The sequence below is a fragment of the Psychrobacter sp. CX5 genome (assembly GCF_057621535.2).
The window spans coordinates 1183943-1202762 of sequence record NZ_CM177735.1; the positions used below are offsets into that span (position 1 = coordinate 1183943).

Here is an 18820-nt window from a genome sequence, read left to right on the forward strand (position 1 = left end):
ACTATACATCCAAACGAAACCGTTTGTGAGACTAATATGACAAGTTCTTTTGACCCCAATAAACAGACATCAGAGGATGTCAGCACCAAACCATCAGACAGTAAACCATTAGACAATAAGGTTACTGTGCATGACGCCACTTCTCATAGTGAATCTACTAGTGAAGCCCTTAATAAAGCTCACAATGAGAAGGGTAAAGAGGGTGCTGTTGAGTATCCCCCTTACACTGGCAAGCACAAGTCTAAAACCAACTGGTTGTGGATGATACCGTTGCTCTTGGTCACACTTGTGGCCGGACTAGTCGGTGGACAAATGTGGGCAAAAAAACAGCTTGCAGATGCGCAGCTTGCGGATGAAAAGTCAGTGAACCCTCAAGTCGCAACCGCAACCAGCATCACTGAAGTCGATAAGTCTGGGTCTCAAAAGCCTGTATTGACCGTCGAAACTGTCACTCCTACCCAATCTAAAGTAGACAACGACTTAACAGCAGACGGCACTATTAGTCCTGAAAGCACCTCGACCGTCAATGGTAAAGTGAGCGGCTTTGCCATTGATAAAGTATTGGTTAAAGAAGGTGATCAGGTAAAAAAAGGACAAGTTTTGGCAGTGTTTGATACTGCGGCCATGCGTCAACAGCAAATTCAAGCCCAAGCTGAGCTTGCTGAAGCTGAGTCAACTTATAATCTTGCCAAACGGGATGCTGATAGAGTATTACCCCTGCTAGATATCGATGCTATTAGTCAACAAGAAGCTGACCGTTATATGGCCAATGCCAATCAAGCTGCCGCCTCAGTGGCGGCTTCAAAAGCGCGTTTAAATAATCAAAACCTCAATCTTAAAAATGCTCAAGTGACCGCACCCGTCAGTGGGGTAATCAGTGAAAAAAATGCCAATGTAGGTAGTGTGCCAGGTCCCGAACCCTTATTTACCATTATTGAGTCCGGTAAGCTTGAATGGCAAGCACAAGTAGACCCCAATAAAATTGGTGAAATCAATAGAGGAAGCCCTGTTGAAGTTAGTTTGCCCAATAACAAGAGCGTCAAAGGTCAAGTCACGCGCATATCACCAACAGCGGAAGATGGTAGCCGTCAAATTACTATTTACGCGTCCCTTGCGCCTCATCCTAATGCAAGAGCAGGTATGTATCAGCGTGGGACGTTTAAGCTAGGTAGTGAACAAAAAGTCACTATCCCTGTCAGTGCCGTGGTCACCCAAGATGGCTATGATTATGTGATGCAAGTAAAAGCGGTTAAAGATGCCAACCGCAATACTATCTACCGGGTGAAACAGGTCAAAGTTAAACTTGGTGAGCGTCAGGGAGATCGCGTGGTCTTGCTTGAGCCACTCTCAGGTGAAGGTAATATTGTGCGTCAAGGGGGTAGCTTCTTAAGTGATGGCGACATCGTTCGTATCGCTGAAACGATGCCCAAACCTGCCACCTAACTCAGACCTAATGAAACGTTAAGCCCTAGGCTGATAAAACCGTAAACTATTTTTGACCCTATTCTCCGCAGGAAGCACTCTATGAGCCTTAATGTCTCAGCCTACTCCATCAGAAATCCTTTGGTTGCCATATTACTATTTATACTGCTAACTCTAGGCGGTATCTATGGTTTTATGCAAATGAAGGTACAGCAGTTCCCTGATATTGACTTCCCTGCTGTGGTCGTTACGGTGACACTGCCGGGCGCTGCACCGAGTCAGTTAGAGAATGATGTGGCAAAAAAGATTGAAAATAAAATTGCCAGTATCGAAGGGATTAAACACATTAACTCAACCTTGCAGACTGGGGCTGCTACCATCTCGACTGAATTTGTCTTAGAAAAAGACATCCAAGAAGCCGTCGACGATGTTCGCTCCGCTGTGGGCGAAGTACGCGGTGAGTTACCGGCGGCAGCAAATGATCCTATTATCAATAAACGCACTACCGCAGGACTTCCTGTTGCGACCTACTCTGTCTCTGCAGAAGGCGTAAGCGGGGTAGATCTCTCTTGGTTTGTCGATGATGTGATTAATAAGCGTTTGTCAGATATCAAAGGAGTCGGTGCGGTTAGCCGGGTTGGTGGTCTTGATAGAGAGATTACGGTTGCCGTAGAGCCTGAAAACCTAAATGCATTACAAATCCCTATAGCCCAGCTTTCACAACAAATTGCCAGTATTCAACAGGATACTTCAGGCGGTGAGGCTGAAGTGGGTGGTCATACTCAGACCATACGAGTGCTTGGCGGTGTTGATAATGCACGTGAGCTTAATGAGCTGCAAATTACGGTGCCAACAGGGGGCACGCAAAGCTTAGGGTCAATCGCCCAAATTACCGATAGCTTTGCCGATCCAAACTCTGTGGCTCAATTAAACGGTGACACTGTGGTGGCGTTTAATGTCACCCGTAGCCGCGGTGCCAGTGAAGTAGATGTGGTTGAAAAAGTCGATGCTGAACTCGCCAAACTACAACAAGAGCTCCCTAACTACACCATTACTAAAGTGTTTGATCGTGCCACGCCTGTTGCAGATGATTATCACGCTTCCTTAAAGATGCTTATTGAAGGCGGTATACTGGCAGTGCTGGTGGTGTTTTTGTTCCTCCGTAATGTCCGTGCAACTATCGTCGCTGCCGTTGCCCTACCTCTCTCCGTTATCCCTACCTTTTTAGCGATGTATTTGTTCGATTTTAGTTTAAATATTATCAGTTTACTGGCGTTGTCATTAGTTATCGGGGTATTGGTGGATGATGCGATTGTCGAAGTCGAAAACATCATGCGCCACCTTAGGATGGGGAAAACGCCTTATGAGGCGGCAATGGAAGCCGCTGATGAAATTGGTCTGGCGGTAGTGGCGACCACCTTTACCCTCATTGCTGTATTTTTACCGACGGCCTTTATGAGTGGAGTGGTAGGACAGTTTTTCCGTCAATTTGGCTGGACAGCGGCCATTGCCATCTTTGCATCGCTACTGGTGGCACGTTTGGTTACCCCAATGATGGCTGCCTATATTTTAAAACCCGAAGACAATTATGTTGAAAAAGACAGTTGGCTCATGCGTCAATATCTTAAAACAGTAAGCTGGACGATACGCCATCGTTGGTTAACCTTTACCGTGACTCTAGTGCTGTTTATGGCATCCTTAACCTTAGTTAAGTTATTGCCGACGGCCTTTATCCCTGATAATGATATTAACCAAACGCGCGTAGGTATCGAGCTGACGCCAGATGCCAGTTTGGAAGATACCGCTCGCATTACTGCTTTGGCACGTGAACGGGTGATGCAGGTTGATGGTGTCACCGATGTGCTGAGTGTGGTGGGCGACCCTCAAGCGGCCAGTATGGATTCGCGCTCAAATCAGAGCGCTGCTAAGAACCAAGCCAGTCTAGATATTATTTTAGCGCCTAGAAGTGAGCGTATTGGCAAAACCCAAATTGAACGTCAAATCACCGATGTTCTTACAGATGTACCAAGTGCACGTTTTGATGTCGGCTTATCGAGTGGCGGCGAAACGGGCTATAGTTTTTCTTTGACCAGTGCTAGCCCTGAGATATTGGAGCAAACCGTTCAGCAAGTCATGACTGAGATACGGTCTCTACCTAACGCTGGTAACGTAACCAGTAACCGTAGCCTACCTATGCAAGAGTTGTCCGTATTGCCTGATAGAGTTGCTTTAGCAGACCGCGGTGTTACCACTCAAGGCATTGCAGATACGCTACGCATTGCGACACTTGGCGACTATGAGCAGCGCTTATCTAAGCTAAATCTAGATACCCGACAAGTCCCCATAGTGGTGCGATTAACGGATGAGGCTAAGGATAACGTCAGTCAGCTGAATGACCTATATGTACCGACAAGTCGGGCTGGTACTACATCCCCTGCCCGTATCAGTGAGGTTGCTGATTTATCATTTGGTACGGGTCCTTCACAGATTCGTCGTTTTGACCGTGAACGCGCCATTAAAATAAGTGTGCAACCTGGATCTGGAGAGCTTGGGGAGCTTATTAGTGCCGTTAAATCGATCCCATCATTACAGCCTGATAGCCTGCCTAGTAGCATTACTGTGATAGATCAAGGGCAAGCGGAGAGCATGGCGGAGCTCATGAGTGGCTTTGTTATCGCCATGCTAGTAGGGATCATCTGTATTTTTGGGGTATTGATGCTGTTATTCGGCAAGGTGCTACAGCCCTTTACCATCCTAATGGCTTTACCGCTGTCTATTGGTGGTGCCTTTGTCGGCTTGGTACTGACCAATAGCAGCTTATCGATGCCATCGATGATTGGTTTTATTATGCTGATGGGTATTGCCACCAAAAACTCTATCTTGTTAGTGGACTATGCCATCATCGCTGAGCAAGACTTGGGGTTGAACCGTTTTGATGCCTTGATCGACGCATGTCATAAGCGTGCTCAGCCTATTATTATGACCACAGTCGCTATGGGTGCAGGAATGTTGCCTCTAGTGTTTGGTTGGGGGTCGGCAGATCCTACCTTCCGTCAACCGATGGCCGCCGCTGTACTGGGTGGATTGGTCACATCAACACTCCTTAGCTTAATTGTAATCCCTATGGTCTATACCTTTATGGACGATATCTCAAAACAATTACGCAAATGGTTGCGTCCGAATGGACCGGCGAATACGACCGCTTAGGGGAGTGTCAATTGGCCTTTTAGCACGATAAAAGTATTGTGCGATAAGCGTATTATTGAATCAAAACAAGATCATACTGTGGTCATTAACTCTAAGGTTTTAACCTAGGTTTCGTCACTTTTAGATTTTATGACTCGATAATGCAATATGACATATAACGGCAACTTTTTATAACTAGGCACCTTTATGATACACCTCTCTAAATCGGTTTATTTTTATCCTTTGACATGCCTCTTGTTGATGGGAGGCACAGTGAGTACGGTGCAAGCCGCCACTTACGACATTGACCCTACTCATGCCAATGTTCGCTTTGCTATTGATCACTTCGAGACATCGACCAATACTGGTGGTTTTTATAACTTAACGGGTGAAATAGAATATGCCCCCAAGCAGCAGCTGGGTAAAGTGTCTATTGTCATTCCTTTAGACAGTATTAATACCGGTAATAGTGAGTTTGATGAACATCTAAAAGGTAGTGATTTTTTTGATGTGGCACGTTATCCAACGGCGACGTTTGAGTCTACTCAATGGCATTTCGGAGAGCAGCCTTCTTTTTTTAGCAAGCTATTTGACTCAAATACCAGTCAGGAAGCTCTCGCCGTTACTCGTATCGATGGCAATTTGACGTTGCATGGTGAAACCCATCCTGTCAGCCTTGAAGCCACCAAGTTTAACTGTTATCTCAGTCCTGTTCTTAAAAAGTCAGTATGTGGCGGTGATTTTACGACCGTCATCGACCGTACCCAATGGGGGATTAGTAAATACGTGTTATTGGGCATGACGAAGGATGTGGTTCTCAATATTCAAATTGAGGCGGCAAAAAGATAGTAGATAGGTTAGTGCTGATTAGTGCTAAAGCACGAAACCCAACAATCGGATGTGTTGGGTTTCGCAAGCGGTGCACCACTCTACTTATTCGATATATCATACCTTGTTTGATTGGTAGTTTTATCTTAAGTCAATATTATTGAGGGGGTGGTGCATAGCCACTATCTGCAGGATAAGCTTGCGGCTGCTGATAAGGCTTAGGGCGAGGTTTAGAAGGATCATAAAGCTCGTATACGACCGTACCAATAATACCGGTATTTTGTATGGATCCCGACGGCGTATTAGCGGCATAAGCGCTTTCAGGTTTACTAAAAATAAAAGATGCTACCGCACTTTGACTTTTACGAAAGCCTTCAATGACTAAATCGTCGTGTGGGTACAACACATAACCCCTATTGTAACGACTGGCCGTGCTACCATCTAACACATCAATACCATCAACACTCGCCACTATTTCATAAATATGGTCACTATTATTATGATACGTTAGACGATAGGCCTGACCCGCTTTACCTTGTAAATAATAATTGCCAGCATCACGATAAATAGGCAGTCGTCCCCTGTCACTCTCTACTGAAAAGTCAACCTTCCCTGCAACGAGTGACATACTATTTAATGCCCTACCTGAGTAGTTTTTATCAGCATAAGTGACCTGAATACTTTCAATTGGTTCGCTACCCACACGTCGCAAATCAACTTCAGTCACCTCTGAGTCAACCTCATCGCCCCACTGCGTACCTAGACGCTCTGACTCGGCAGCGACCTGTGCTGGCGCAGGCTCAATCACTATTACGGGCGTAGGGGTTACCTCAGTTTCAGAAGTCGAACGAGTCGCATCTTGCATATTTTCTTGTGACGAACATCCTGATACTAAGGCCAGTATGGCTATACTCGAAACGGTTACCCATTGAGACTGCTGAAGCTTCATAATCATTTCTCTTATCATTAATTAAAGATTGTATTTTGAGTATAACTTAACAACATTCATAATAAAACCTTAATTAACCCCCCGCTTACTGAAGGGTTAAGAAATATTTATGACTAAAATTAAAAAATAACCTATCAAGGAAGGCACGTCCAAAATCAATCAATCAAACGCGACAATATAGTAGGTTTAATGAGTCTGACCGAGCTCGAGTCTGAAAAGGATAGGTTGTTTTATTGAAACGGGATACTATTTGAATCTATAAATAGTCGTATGATATAACAACCATTAATTGACAATACACGACAGAATAACTGAGACCTAACCATGACCACACCTAGCGACATCGATATTGCTCAACAAGCAACCTTAAAACCCATCATTGATATTGCTGAGAAAATCGGTCTATCTGCCGAGCAGATTGAACCTTATGGCCACTATAAAGCAAAAATTAACCCAAATGATGTATTTAACAGGCCGGCCAAATCGCAAAACGGTAAGTTAATTTTAGTCACCGCCATCAACCCGACCCCAGCAGGAGAAGGGAAAACGACGGTTACTATTGGCTTAGCAGATGCCCTGAACCGTGTGTTTGCACAGAAAAACAACGGGCAAACAGCCATCATAGCACTACGTGAACCTTCACTCGGTCCCGTATTCGGCATTAAAGGTGGGGCAGCCGGTGGTGGGTATGCGCAAGTTCTGCCCATGGAAGATATCAACTTGCATTTTACAGGCGATTTACACGCCATTGGGGTTGCTAATAATCTGCTGGCTGCTATGGTAGATAACCATATTTACCAAGGTAATACGCTAAATATCGACCCAAAACAGGTAGTCTGGCGACGAGCAGTGGATATGAACGATCGTCAGTTACGCACTATTATTAGCGGTATCGGCAAGACCTCAGATGGGGTAATGCGCGAAGATGGTTTTGATATCACGGTTGCCTCAGAGGTGATGGCTATCTTTTGTCTCGCCACCGATTTAGCTGACTTAAAGCGTCGCCTTGGTGAGATACTCGTCGCTTATACCAAAGACAAACAACCTATCTATGCCAAAGATCTTAACGCTCACAGTGCTATGGCTGCCCTATTAAAAGATGCGATCAAACCCAATTTAGTGCAAACCATTGAAGGTACGCCTGCCATCTTGCATGGTGGCCCATTTGCCAATATTGCTCATGGGTGTAACTCAGTGATTGCCACCCGTACCGCTCTACATTTGGCCGATTATACGCTGACCGAAGCAGGCTTTGGGGCTGACCTTGGAGCAGAAAAGTTTTGTGATATTAAGTGTCGTCTGTCAGGCTTAACCCCTGATGCTGCGGTCATAGTCGCTACCATTCGTGCGTTAAAATATAATGGCGAAGCCGCTAAAGACACCCTCACAACTGAAAACTTACCCGCCCTTGAGCAAGGTCTGCCTAACTTGACCAAGCATATTGAAAATTTGAAAGAGATATTTGGCTTGCCTGTAGTCGTGGCGATTAATCAGTTTGATAGTGATACCGATGCTGAAATAGATATGGTGCGTAAAGCCTGCAAACGTCTAAAAGTAGAGGTGGCACTGACTCAGGTATGGGCAAAAGGCGGTGCAGGCGGTGAGACGTTAGCCAATACCTTAATTGAGTTAATTGAAGACCATGATGCTGAGCCAAGTCAGTTTAAGTTTGCATACGATACGGATAAGCCTATTACCGATAAGATTCGTCAAGTGGCACAGCGGGTATATGGTGCCAATGATATTGACTTGAGCAGTACCGCCCTCGCTAAGATTCGCCGTCTCGAGGCTTTAGGCTTAGATAAACTGCCTATTTGTATTGCCAAGACTCAATATTCTTTAAGTGATAATGCCAAGCTACTCGGGCGTCCCACTGGCTTTAATATTCACGTTCGGGATGTCACTGTATCAAATGGTGCAGGTTTTATTGTGGTGATATGTGGACCGATTATGAAAATGCCAGGATTGCCCAAGCGCCCTTCTGCAGAAAATATCGACGTAGATGATAACGGTAACATAACAGGGCTGTTCTAAAACCTGCTACCATATAATATGCTTATAGTCAAAGAAGTCTAAAATGGTTACAAGGCAACCGTGTACAAGTACTACTGCAGTAGGCATAACGAGGTTAACGCCGTGACTCTTTATAAGTTCGCCGACTATAGCTTATATAATGAATATGTGACCCTCACATTAGGGGCTATATCCTAGCCCTTAATAGAGTGGTTTTAGCACCTAAATAGCTTTTAATTACCTCGATAATTTTTAACGCACTTGATCACCATTAATTACCTTGATAACCTTTAATTCCCCCGATAGCTTAGGGCCTCACTAAGATGTGGGGTTTTTATATCGACACTGTTTGCTAAGTCGGCAATAGTACGCGCCACTCGCAATACCCGGTGGTAGCCCCGAGCCGATAAATTAAGCTTGGCTTGTGCAATCGCCAATAATTGTTTCTCCCCCTCGCCAAGTTGAGTATAGCTATCAAGCTCACTGGGCGTCAGATCACTGTTGGCTTTTTTCTGACGGGTTTGTTGACGCCGATATGCTTCGGTGACTCTGGCACGTACTATCTTTGATTGTTCACCATTACTGGCATTTTGTAGGTCACTAATGGGCAGCGCAGGTACGGTTACGTGTAAGTCAATACGGTCTAGAAGCGGGCCTGAGATTTTATCTTGATAACGCTGAATTTGCTCAGGACGACAATGACAGCGGCCCGAGGGATCACCTTGATAGCCACAAGGACAAGGGTTCATAGCGGCGACTAACTGAAAATTGGCCGGAAAAGTCGCTTGCTGATTGGCACGACTAATGGTGATTTGTTTCGATTCTAGCGGTTGACGTAACACCTCTAACACTTTGCGGTCAAACTCAGGCATTTCATCAAGGAACAAAACGCCCTTGTCCGCCAATGTAATCTCGCCAGGTTTTGGACGTGAGCCGCCCCCTACTAAAGCCACTGCTGAAATAGTATGATGAATTTCGCGAAAGGGTCGGGTACCATACTGATATTCAGTATCGGCAACCGAGTACGTACTCGCCACCTCTAATGCTTCTTCATCGCTTAGATCGGGTAATATGGTCGGCAGTCGTGACGCCATCAGGGTCTTACCAGAGCCAGGCGGCCCCGTAAACAATAATGAATGCCCGCCCGCCGCAGCGATCTCAAGCGCCCGTCTGGCATGATGCTGCCCTTTAACATCAGCCAAATCCACCTTATAGGTGGCATTATTCACAGGTATTTTTGACACGATGGGGGTGAGCAATCCCTCTGGAACGGTATTCGACTGACCATTGCTAGCAAAATTAATCTCATTCTCGGCGCGCAGATGTTCGCATACTGCTTTCAGCGTTGGTGCTCCATACACGGTCACACCCGCTACTCGGCTCGCCTCTACCCCTATCAGCTTAGGCACCATCAACTTACAACTTGCCTTAACGGTAGTGTCAGATAGGCTCGGTTTTTTCACGACAGCACTGTCGCCATCCGTATCCTTATTCTTATCGGCAGCCTTACTATCCTCTTTATCCGTGCCGTCTTCCACCTCACCCTCAGCACTTTGGTTTTTGTTGCTATTGCTGTCGGTCTTAATCGCTCTGGCAACTGCCAAACCGCCTGTTACGGCACGTAAGTTGCCATTTAACGCCAGCTCACCGATAAACTCATAATCGGTTAACCAGTCCGGCTCTATTTGTCCACTGGCTGCCAATATCCCCATGGCTATCGGTAAGTCGAGTCGTGCGCCATCTTTTGGCAAATCGGCAGGGGCCAAATTAATGGTAAGTCGTCTATTGGGGAACTGAAAGTTTGAATTAATAATAGCAGAGCGAACCCTATCTTTACTTTCGCGCACTGCTGCTTCTGGCAGACCGACAATAGTCAAAGCAGGTAAGCCTTGAGATAAATGAACCTCTACCATGACTTTAGGCGCATGTAGCCCCACAACCGATCGGGTATTAACTTGCGCAAAAGACATGTTAGGCTCTCTTATAAAAGATAGTTATTGTTAAAATTTTATTGATAATAAGTGATTAACAATCAACTAGCAAATAATTGAGCTTATTATTTATGGCACAGTGAAATCTACCCAAATAATAGTGCACTATCAAGTGCATGGTCACACCTCGACATAGTTACACCTATAACATCTGACCATAGCTGACAAGCTTAGTATCCGTTACCTTGCCTTTATTTGTTATAATGGGGTCACAATTAAGCCACCTAATCACTTTTTAGGTCACCCTTTATGTCACCCTGTTTATACCAAATCTAGAAATTAACCTATAGAGGCAGGGTAGTACTAACGCAACCCATTAAACGCGGCAAATAGTAGCTTCAGTGAATCTAACAAAGATAGCGTATTTATAGAAAAGGTATGATTTAACGTACGTTCACATTATTTAACACCCACCCTGTACGAGGGTGTGTCCTTGTTTATCGGTCTATCGATAAGGCTTCATTATGACATCGTCTTCCCTTTTTTCTGATCAAGCCAACCTACCTCCTACCACAGAGCGTCCCGATTTTACGCCGACAAATCCTTATGCGCGTCGTCAATTTGATCAGGCGTCTGCTAATGTGCCTCAGTTAGACTACGACGAAGCGCTCATTCAAAAATACAATCGCTCAGGCCCTCGCTATACCTCTTATCCGACTGCGCTTGAGTTTAAGCCTATCGAAGTAGGCACGGAGTTTAATATCCTGACCCAGCGTGATGCTCAAACGCCGCTATCGCTTTATTTCCATATCCCGTTTTGTCGTCATCTTTGCTATTACTGCGCTTGTAATAAAATTATTACTAAAAAGAACAGCGATGCCGGTGATTACCTTGATTACCTATTTGCAGAAATTAAGCAAAAACAAGCCTTATTGCCGACCCTAGAGCTGGGTAAAAAGCCGTTTGTAAAACAGCTGCATTTGGGCGGCGGTACCCCAACCTTCTTTAGTGATGATGAACTAATTGCGCTATGGAAGTTTTTGCAAACTCAGTTTGAATTCGATGCCCCGTCTGAGCAAGGCGGCGAAGGTGACTACTCTATTGAAATCGATCCCCGCGAGCTGCGTGAAACTACTTTAGAGAAACTACGTGAATTGGGCTTTAACCGTGTCAGTTTTGGGGTGCAAGATTTAGATGATAAAGTGCAGATTGCGGTTAATCGAATTCAGTCTGAAGAATTGATTCAAAGCGTTATGGATGAGGCACGCCGCTTAAACTATAACTCGATCAATATAGATCTGATTTATGGTCTACCGCATCAAACGCCGGCGACCTTTGCACATACGGTTGAGCGCATTATTGATATGAGTCCAGATAGATTATCTATCTTTAACTATGCTCATTTACCTGATCGATTTAAAGCCCAGCGTCAAATCGAAGAAGCACACCTACCATCTCCTGCGCAAAAGCTACAAATGTTTAGCGATACTATCGCGGCCCTTACCGAAGCTGGCTATCAGTACATCGGTATTGATCACTTTGCTAAGCCTGAGGATGAATTGTCAGTGGCGCAGCGAGAAGGCAATCTGCACCGTAACTTTCAAGGGTATACCATTTTAGGTGACTGTGATCTACTCGGTTTTGGCGTGTCAGCGATAAGCCAAATCAATAGCACGCTTTATGGCAGTCAAGGCGGCGCAGCGACTCATATCTTGCAGAATAATCCTGACCTTGATCGCTATAAAGCGGCGGTAGATGCTAGTAAACTACCTGCGATAAAGCATATTAAAACCAGCATTCAAGACCGTCTACGCGGTTATGTCATCATGAATCTATTGTGTCATGACTATCTTGACTTTAAGGATGTTAATCAAAAGTTTGGTATTGATGCCATTACTTTTTTCATTAATGAAATCCAGCAGTTAGGTGAGATGCAACAGGATAAACTCATCGACATGGATGCCGCAGGTATACGCATATTACCCAAAGGTCGCCTTCTTGCCCGTAATGTCGCGATGGTGTTTGATAGCTATTTAGCCAATAAAGAAAAAGGTCGATTCTCTAAAGTCATTTAGGGGTTGTACCACTAAAAAACCGACCAAAAGGGTCGGTTTTTTATTATCTATAGGTGAACTTTAATGGCATCTAGCTTTAAGTTCATTCTATATTGAGTCTAATTAAAGTGCAGCAGCCACATCTTCTAATAAAGGTGGGATGTCCATAACGGCCGTCACCACTTCAATAAATATCATTTTATCCTGTGTAATTTTTGCTTGCTCTAACGCTGATCTCAGTTCAGCGGGCGTGGACGCTTTTAGGATAACGCAGTTGTCATCGTTTGCACCAAACGACTTAGGCATCATCTGCCAATCACAGTAAGGAATATCGTTGTAAGACTGTTTTTCCCCATGGATTGCGCGCTCTACCGTATAGCCAGAATTATTAACAAGCACGATAACTGGGTTTAATTTTTCGCGTATCATCACCGCCAAGTCTTGAACGGTTAATAATGCTGAACCATCGCCAATTAATAGTACACTTCGCTTATTTGGAGAGGCTATGCCTGCGCCTAGGCTTGCAGGTAAAGTATAGCCAATAGAGCCCCATAAGGGTTGACCATAAAACGTAATCCCTTCAGGCAAGCGCACCTCACTCATCCCAAAGTACGCCGTTCCCTGCTCAGCAAACACCAGATTATTCTCATCTAAGCAGTCAGCGATCAGGTGCCATAAATCTTTTTGCAATAAGGGCTCGTCATCCCCCCCTTGTTGTTCATACACATCTACTTGTCCAATTAAAGGCTTAGGGATGACATCGACTCCAGAGGTCAGAACCTCATGTAAGGCTTGCAGTGCATCCTTCATAGCGATGGGCGAGTAAATCTTATCCGCCACCGTGGCACGCTCTTCATGGATGTCGACCACCCGTGAGCTATCAATCTTCTGAGTAAAACCTGCGGTGGTGGTATCGGTATAATTGACCCCAAGTTTAATCAAACACTCTGCATTTTCGACCGCATCTTTAACCACAGGCTGCGACGGCTCACCGACATAAACCCCTGCCCAGCGCTCACTATTTTCATCCAGCAACGACTTACCCCAAGATAAGGTCGCATACGGGATATGAGTATCTGCAATTAACGCTTTTAGTTGTGGCTGTAGTCCTAAGCGATGAACCATCAAGTCGGCAATCAAGGTCGTGGCTTTACCGGCTATAAAATCTGTTAAGGCTTGTTTAAAATCTACCAATGCCTTTTGACTAGTAATATCCTCCTCGCTGTCTTTAAGCTTAGTGGTGGGAGGATAGATGGGTAATTTAGCCACATCGGGTGATAATAATAAGTAGCCTGGGCGCTGTTTTTTTAATACCATTCGGATCACCCTATCAATCTCCGAGGCGGCATTTTTTTCGGTAAGTTCTGCTCTGGCCACGCTTAAAGGCTCTACCATTTTTATAAAATGGTTAAATTCTCCATCTCCCAAACTGTGATGCAGACGGCCTCTACCCTCTCTTAGCTTAGTATTCGGCGCACCTACGATATGTAGCACGGGCGCGTATTCTGCAAAGGAGCCTGCTGTGGCATTTATTGCGGACAATTCACCAACGCCAAAAGTTGTCACCATAGCAGCAAATCGACGCTCACGTGCATAACCATCTGCCGCATACCCCGCATTTAACTCATTAGCATTACCAACCCAGCGTAGCTTATCGGATGCAATAATATTATCTAAAAAAGATAAGTTATAGTCTCCAGGCACCCCAAATATTTCGGTTGCCCCTGCTTCAGCAACTCGGTCAAATAAATAATCAGCTATAGTATATTGTTCTGTCGACATCTTTATTCCTTTTACTATTTTTATAAAACTACCTATCTTTTTCAGGCTTGGTAAGACTCACTAAATCCACTATTTGTTGCGTGTATATATTGAGTTTGGACTTACCTTACTCGATAGGCTAATTTCAAGATTCGGTATGACTTATATTTATAGATGTTATATAACCAAAATCTTTCTTGCACCAAAATTTTAGCAATGAATCAATATAGCAGAAATAAGAGTTATGTTATAGACAATCTCTGCTTTGTAAATCATATAGTCGAAAACTAGGTCAAAACGAAAACCCCCTATAAGCTCTGAGCTTGTAGGGGGTTTTATACCAATCTAATTCAGTGATTAGAATAACGCTGCCATTTTTTCTAATAATGGTGGCATATCCATCATCTCGGTAAATACTTCAATAAATACCATTTTATCTTCAGTGGCTTTGGCTTTATCTAACGCAGACTTAAGCTCGTTTGGCGTCTTCACACTTAACATAACACAGTTGTCATCATTGGCTCCAAAGGCTTTTGGTATCAACTGCCAATCGCATTTAGGTATATCATTATACAGCTCATTCTCACCGTGGATCGCGCGTTCAATGGTATAGCCTGAGTTATTCACCAACAAGATAATTGGGTTTAGTTTTTCACGCAGCATCACCGCAATATCTTGAATGGTCAATAACGATGACCCATCACCGATGAGTAACGTAGTACGTTTATCAGGTGACGCTAGACCAGCCCCTAAACTTGCCGGTAAGGTATAACCGATAGAGCCCCATAACGGCTGACCATAAAAGGTCACGCCTTCAGGCAAACGGATCGGCCCCATACCCGTATACGCCGTGCCCTGCTCAGCAAATACCAAACTGCTATTGTCTAAGCTATCCGCAACGATATGCCATAGATCATCTTGCAATAAGGGCTCGTTATCGCCACCTTGTTGCTCATGCTTCTCAATTTTGCCACTTAACGGCTTAGCAACAACATCTATTCCAGAGGTCAATACGTCATGCAGTGCTTGCAGCGCATCTTTCATACTCAGTGGTGCAAACGTCTTGTCACCAATCATTGCACTGTCTGCGCCGATATTAACGGTGCGATCTTGCTCAATCTTATGGCTAAAGCCTGAGCTTGTGGTGTCTGTAAAGGTCACCCCGACGATTAACAAACATTCAGCATTTTCGACTGCGTCCTTAACGACTGGGTTCGACAGACCACCATAATATACGCCGGCCCAGCGTTCATCGTCTTCATTCAATAAGCTTTTGCCCCAAGACTGGGTCGCATAGGTAATATTCGTATCTGCTACCAGTGCTTTAAGCTCAGATTGCAACCCTAAACGTTTGACAATGACATCTGCCAATAAAGTGGTTTTTTTGCCTTCAATGTGGTTGCTTAATGCTGTCTTAAACTCCGCCAGTGCTTCCTGACTAGTAACATTTTCTCTCTCAAGCGCAAGTGGGCGGGTAGGACGATAAATAGCAACGTCTGCGACATCCGCAGGTAGCACGATATATCCGGGGCGCTGTTTTTTAACAATCTCACTGATGACACGGTCAATCTCTGCTGCTGCATTATCTGGGGTAATTAAAGCCTGAGCCACGTTAACTGGCTCACTCATTTTAATAAAATCATCAAACTCGCCTTCACCCAAGCTATGGTGAAGAATTAACTTTCTGTCTTGATAATTTAGTTTAGGTGCACCGACAATGTGAAGGACGGGTGCGTACTCTGCATAGGAGCCTGCGGTTGCGTTCAAGGCAGATAACTCACCTACGCCAAAGGTTGTGACCATAGCCGCAAAGCCGCGTTCACGCGCATAACCATCGGCGGCATAGCCTGCGTTTAATTCATTGGTATTACCTACCCAACGTAGTTTGTCTGATTTAATAATATTATCTAAAAATAACAGGTTATAATCGCCTGGCACGCCAAATACTTCTGTGACACCTACTTCTGCGATACGATCAAATAGATAATCTGCAATGGTATAGTTTTCAGTCGTCATGATTCCTTCCTTTATTTATATGTTTAATTGGCTTTATTTGTTTAGTAGCGTAATTCACTATTTAATTAATAAGCAGACCTAATCAATATGCTTTGAATTTAATTTTTTTATTTAAGCATATTTTATGTCACTATAGTCGAAGCCAGCTAAAAAGGTACATGGCAACCGAGTGCAAGTACTACTGTAGTAGGCTTAGCGAGGTTAACGCCGTAACTCTTTAGTCTGGCTATGACTAATTTTTTTGTTAAACCCAACAGTGAACATATAACAAAAATATTTCTTGCCCTAAAATTCTAGCAATGAATCAATATAGACAAAATAATAATTATGTTATATACCGTCACCTATGTGTAAATTAAAGCGTAGTACACCTTCTAATTCTTAAGAAAAGCTGAGAGCAGTCAAACCTATTTACGACAATGAATGTCACTAAAATTGCGATAGTGAGTGAGTCATTCATAGACGCTGAGTCAATAAATTTAGATCTTTATTACTTTTTTAAGTGTGACAGTTAATGAGTTGTGAAAGTCTAATTGCCTGAGCCAATAAATAGTCAGAGCCGATAAATAGTCAGAGTTAATAAGTTGCGAAAGCTTAATTAACCATAAACTCATATCATTTATACGCTACTGTGGAGAATGCTCAAAATACGCTTATTAGTTATATTTATTGTAACGCGTCACTGCTTAAGCTCAACTTGATAAAATCAATGATTCCAATTAAAGATTTCTATTAAAATCGACAAAACACTATACTGTCGCAATAAAAAAAGAGTCGACCCGTTTAGTGACTTTAAACGGATCGACTCTTTGACTACATGGTTAAGCTTATATAAATTCGCTAGTAAAGCACATCCCACCCCGTTCTCAACTTATTTAAATTCACTGTAGGCTAGTGCTTTTAGCTCAGCAAATCAAGACCTTTAATCAAACATGCTTGGCTAAAGCCACAGCCTACGTTAAGCGTTGTGAATGAGGTATATCATTGAAATAATACCACTTAAATGAAAGGCTAGTTATATTACAGACTACCTATAATTTCAGGCAAGGAAAAACATGCCTAAAGAGATATAAGGTAACCAAATCAATCGAGCGCCATTACTAAACTTTAAACTTATTACCCACCATCCCTTTGACAGTACCTAGTATATCAGCAGGTAGCACCACAGTTTTGGCATTATCAGACTCTGCAAGCTCTCGCATCGCTTTGATATACTGCTCACCCAGTAAATAAACCACAGGCATCTCTTCCTCTCCCATGGCTTGAGTAATTAGGCGAATAGACTCTTCAGAACCTTTGGCCAGCACCACTTGAGCTTCTGCATCGCGGCGTGATGCCTCTAAACGACCATCCGCTTCTAAAATAGCCGCTTGTTTTTGACCATCTGCACGGGTTACTGTTGCACGGCGTTGACGCTCTGCTGCTGCCTGCTCTTCCATTGCCGTCTGCATCGTATCTGATGGATTAATATCCTGAATCTCTACTGTTTTTAAAGTAATGCCCCAGTCCGCGATATCCTCTGATATCGCATGTTTTAATAAGGCTTTAATCTGATCACGGCTTGATAAAGCACTGTCTAAGTCCATCTCACCGATAATAGAGCGTAATGAGGTTTGTACCAAATTGCGAATACCATACTCATAATCTTCAATGCCGTAAACTGCCTTCTCTGGCTGGACAATACTAATATAAGCAACGGCGTTGGCAATAATGACCACGTTATCTCTGGTAATAACCTCTTGGGATGGAATATCTAGCACAATATCCTTCGTGGTTAATTTGTAAGCCACACTGTCGACATAGGGAATAATAATATTTAGCCCTGGCTCTAAGGTTTGCTGATACTTACCTAACCTTTGTACTACCCATTTATAGCCCTGAGGGACAATGCGTACCCCTTTAAATAAGGTGAATACCACCAGTGCTACTAATACCAACATTACGATACTAAAGCTTCCCATCTTTCCTCTCCTGTTATTATATTTAGATCCGTTATAAACCAATCGAGCGCAAGTGCTACTCCAGTTGGCTTAGTGAGGTTAACACTGTCAGTATTTTTTTGCTGACAGCTATATTTGAGCCCTTATTTAAACACGTGTATTCGCAGGTGCTACCACTAACTGATTACCAATCACCTCAACGACAATCACCCTTTGACCCACTTCAAGAGGCTCACCGCGCGTCAGACATTTCCATTCTGTTGCCCCCACGAGAGGCACACTAAAGCGTACCGTTCCTTCATGATTTAAGGTAGGCGCTACCGTGATCATCCCTGTTTCACCAATAATGACACTGCCTCCTAAACCTGCTTTGGTACGATCTATCGCTAGCGGTTTTATAAATTTAAACCACATAACTACCATTAAGATAGACAGTATGAGCCATAAGATGATTTGCATAAATAGGGGCAACGGAAACAACCAACTCAATAAAGCCACAATGACGGCCGCAACACCAAACCACAAGGTTGCAAATGTGGTCAAAAACATCTCGGAGATGATAAGCACCATTCCAAGTACCAACCAATGCCAAGGTTCAATCATTAACATTCTATTATCCTTAAAAGAGTATTTATTATTATTTATCCTTACCTTATATTATCATTTTTATGCGTAGGCGTATCCTTGTGCTTTTAATATTATCCATTCTTTTCACGAGCA

The 18820-nt window shown here is 43.8% G+C and carries 11 protein-coding genes; 5 read left to right on the forward strand and 6 right to left on the reverse strand.

What is annotated here, in order from left to right; genetic code table 11:
• Nucleotides 1-36: 36 nt before the first annotated feature.
• The 3 genes from AC21OG_RS04575 (at nt 37) to AC21OG_RS04585 (ending at nt 5457) form a co-directional block, all read left to right on the forward strand.
• Nucleotides 37-1443 carry an efflux RND transporter periplasmic adaptor subunit gene (locus tag AC21OG_RS04575; RefSeq protein ID WP_487376095.1) on the forward strand — a complete coding sequence of 469 codons (1407 nt, stop codon included), beginning with the start codon at nt 37-39 and terminating at the stop codon, nt 1441-1443.
• An 81-nt stretch (nt 1444-1524) separates the two neighbouring features.
• Nucleotides 1525-4629 (forward strand): efflux RND transporter permease subunit, encoded by a 3105-nt coding sequence (locus AC21OG_RS04580; protein WP_487376096.1) that lies wholly within the window; start codon nt 1525-1527, stop codon nt 4627-4629.
• A 252-nt stretch (nt 4630-4881) separates the two neighbouring features.
• On the forward strand, nt 4882-5457 hold the full coding sequence (locus tag AC21OG_RS04585; protein WP_487376098.1) for a YceI family protein: 576 nt from the start codon (nt 4882-4884) through the stop codon (nt 5455-5457).
• A gap of 136 nt (nt 5458-5593) precedes the next feature.
• Here the strand turns inward: AC21OG_RS04585 and AC21OG_RS04590 are convergent, their stop codons facing one another.
• Nucleotides 5594-6385: a hypothetical protein gene (locus tag AC21OG_RS04590; RefSeq protein WP_487376099.1), complete on the reverse strand. Its 792-nt coding sequence runs from the start codon at nt 6383-6385 to the stop codon at nt 5594-5596.
• Between the two features lie 324 nt (nt 6386-6709).
• On the opposite strand from AC21OG_RS04590, the gene AC21OG_RS04595 reads away from it, so the two are divergent.
• Complete coding sequence (locus AC21OG_RS04595; RefSeq protein WP_486545286.1) at nt 6710-8419, forward strand: formate--tetrahydrofolate ligase; 1710 nt, start codon at nt 6710-6712, stop codon at nt 8417-8419.
• Between the two features lie 269 nt (nt 8420-8688).
• On the opposite strand, the gene AC21OG_RS04600 is transcribed toward AC21OG_RS04595, so the two are convergent.
• Nucleotides 8689-10368 (reverse strand): YifB family Mg chelatase-like AAA ATPase, encoded by a 1680-nt coding sequence (locus AC21OG_RS04600; protein ID WP_487376101.1) that lies wholly within the window; start codon nt 10366-10368, stop codon nt 8689-8691.
• A gap of 485 nt (nt 10369-10853) precedes the next feature.
• Between AC21OG_RS04600 and hemN the strand changes: the two genes are divergently transcribed.
• Nucleotides 10854-12404 carry an oxygen-independent coproporphyrinogen III oxidase gene (gene hemN / locus AC21OG_RS04605; protein WP_487376102.1) on the forward strand — a complete coding sequence of 517 codons (1551 nt, stop codon included), beginning with the start codon at nt 10854-10856 and terminating at the stop codon, nt 12402-12404.
• Nucleotides 12405-12506: 102 nt separating this feature from the next.
• Here hemN and AC21OG_RS04610 read toward each other — a convergent pair whose 3' ends face one another.
• From AC21OG_RS04610 to AC21OG_RS04625, 4 genes are all read right to left on the reverse strand, one after another.
• Nucleotides 12507-14165, reverse strand: coding sequence for an alpha-keto acid decarboxylase family protein (locus tag AC21OG_RS04610; RefSeq protein ID WP_487376103.1), 1659 nt, complete (start codon nt 14163-14165; stop codon nt 12507-12509).
• Nucleotides 14166-14501: 336 nt separating this feature from the next.
• Nucleotides 14502-16160, reverse strand: coding sequence for an alpha-keto acid decarboxylase family protein (locus tag AC21OG_RS04615; protein ID WP_487376104.1), 1659 nt, complete (start codon nt 16158-16160; stop codon nt 14502-14504).
• A gap of 1100 nt (nt 16161-17260) precedes the next feature.
• Nucleotides 17261-18121, reverse strand: coding sequence for an SPFH domain-containing protein (locus AC21OG_RS04620; protein WP_486545295.1), 861 nt, complete (start codon nt 18119-18121; stop codon nt 17261-17263).
• Nucleotides 18122-18247: 126 nt separating this feature from the next.
• Nucleotides 18248-18709 carry an NfeD family protein gene (locus AC21OG_RS04625; RefSeq protein WP_487376105.1) on the reverse strand — a complete coding sequence of 154 codons (462 nt, stop codon included), beginning with the start codon at nt 18707-18709 and terminating at the stop codon, nt 18248-18250.
• Nucleotides 18710-18820 lie beyond the last annotated feature (111 nt).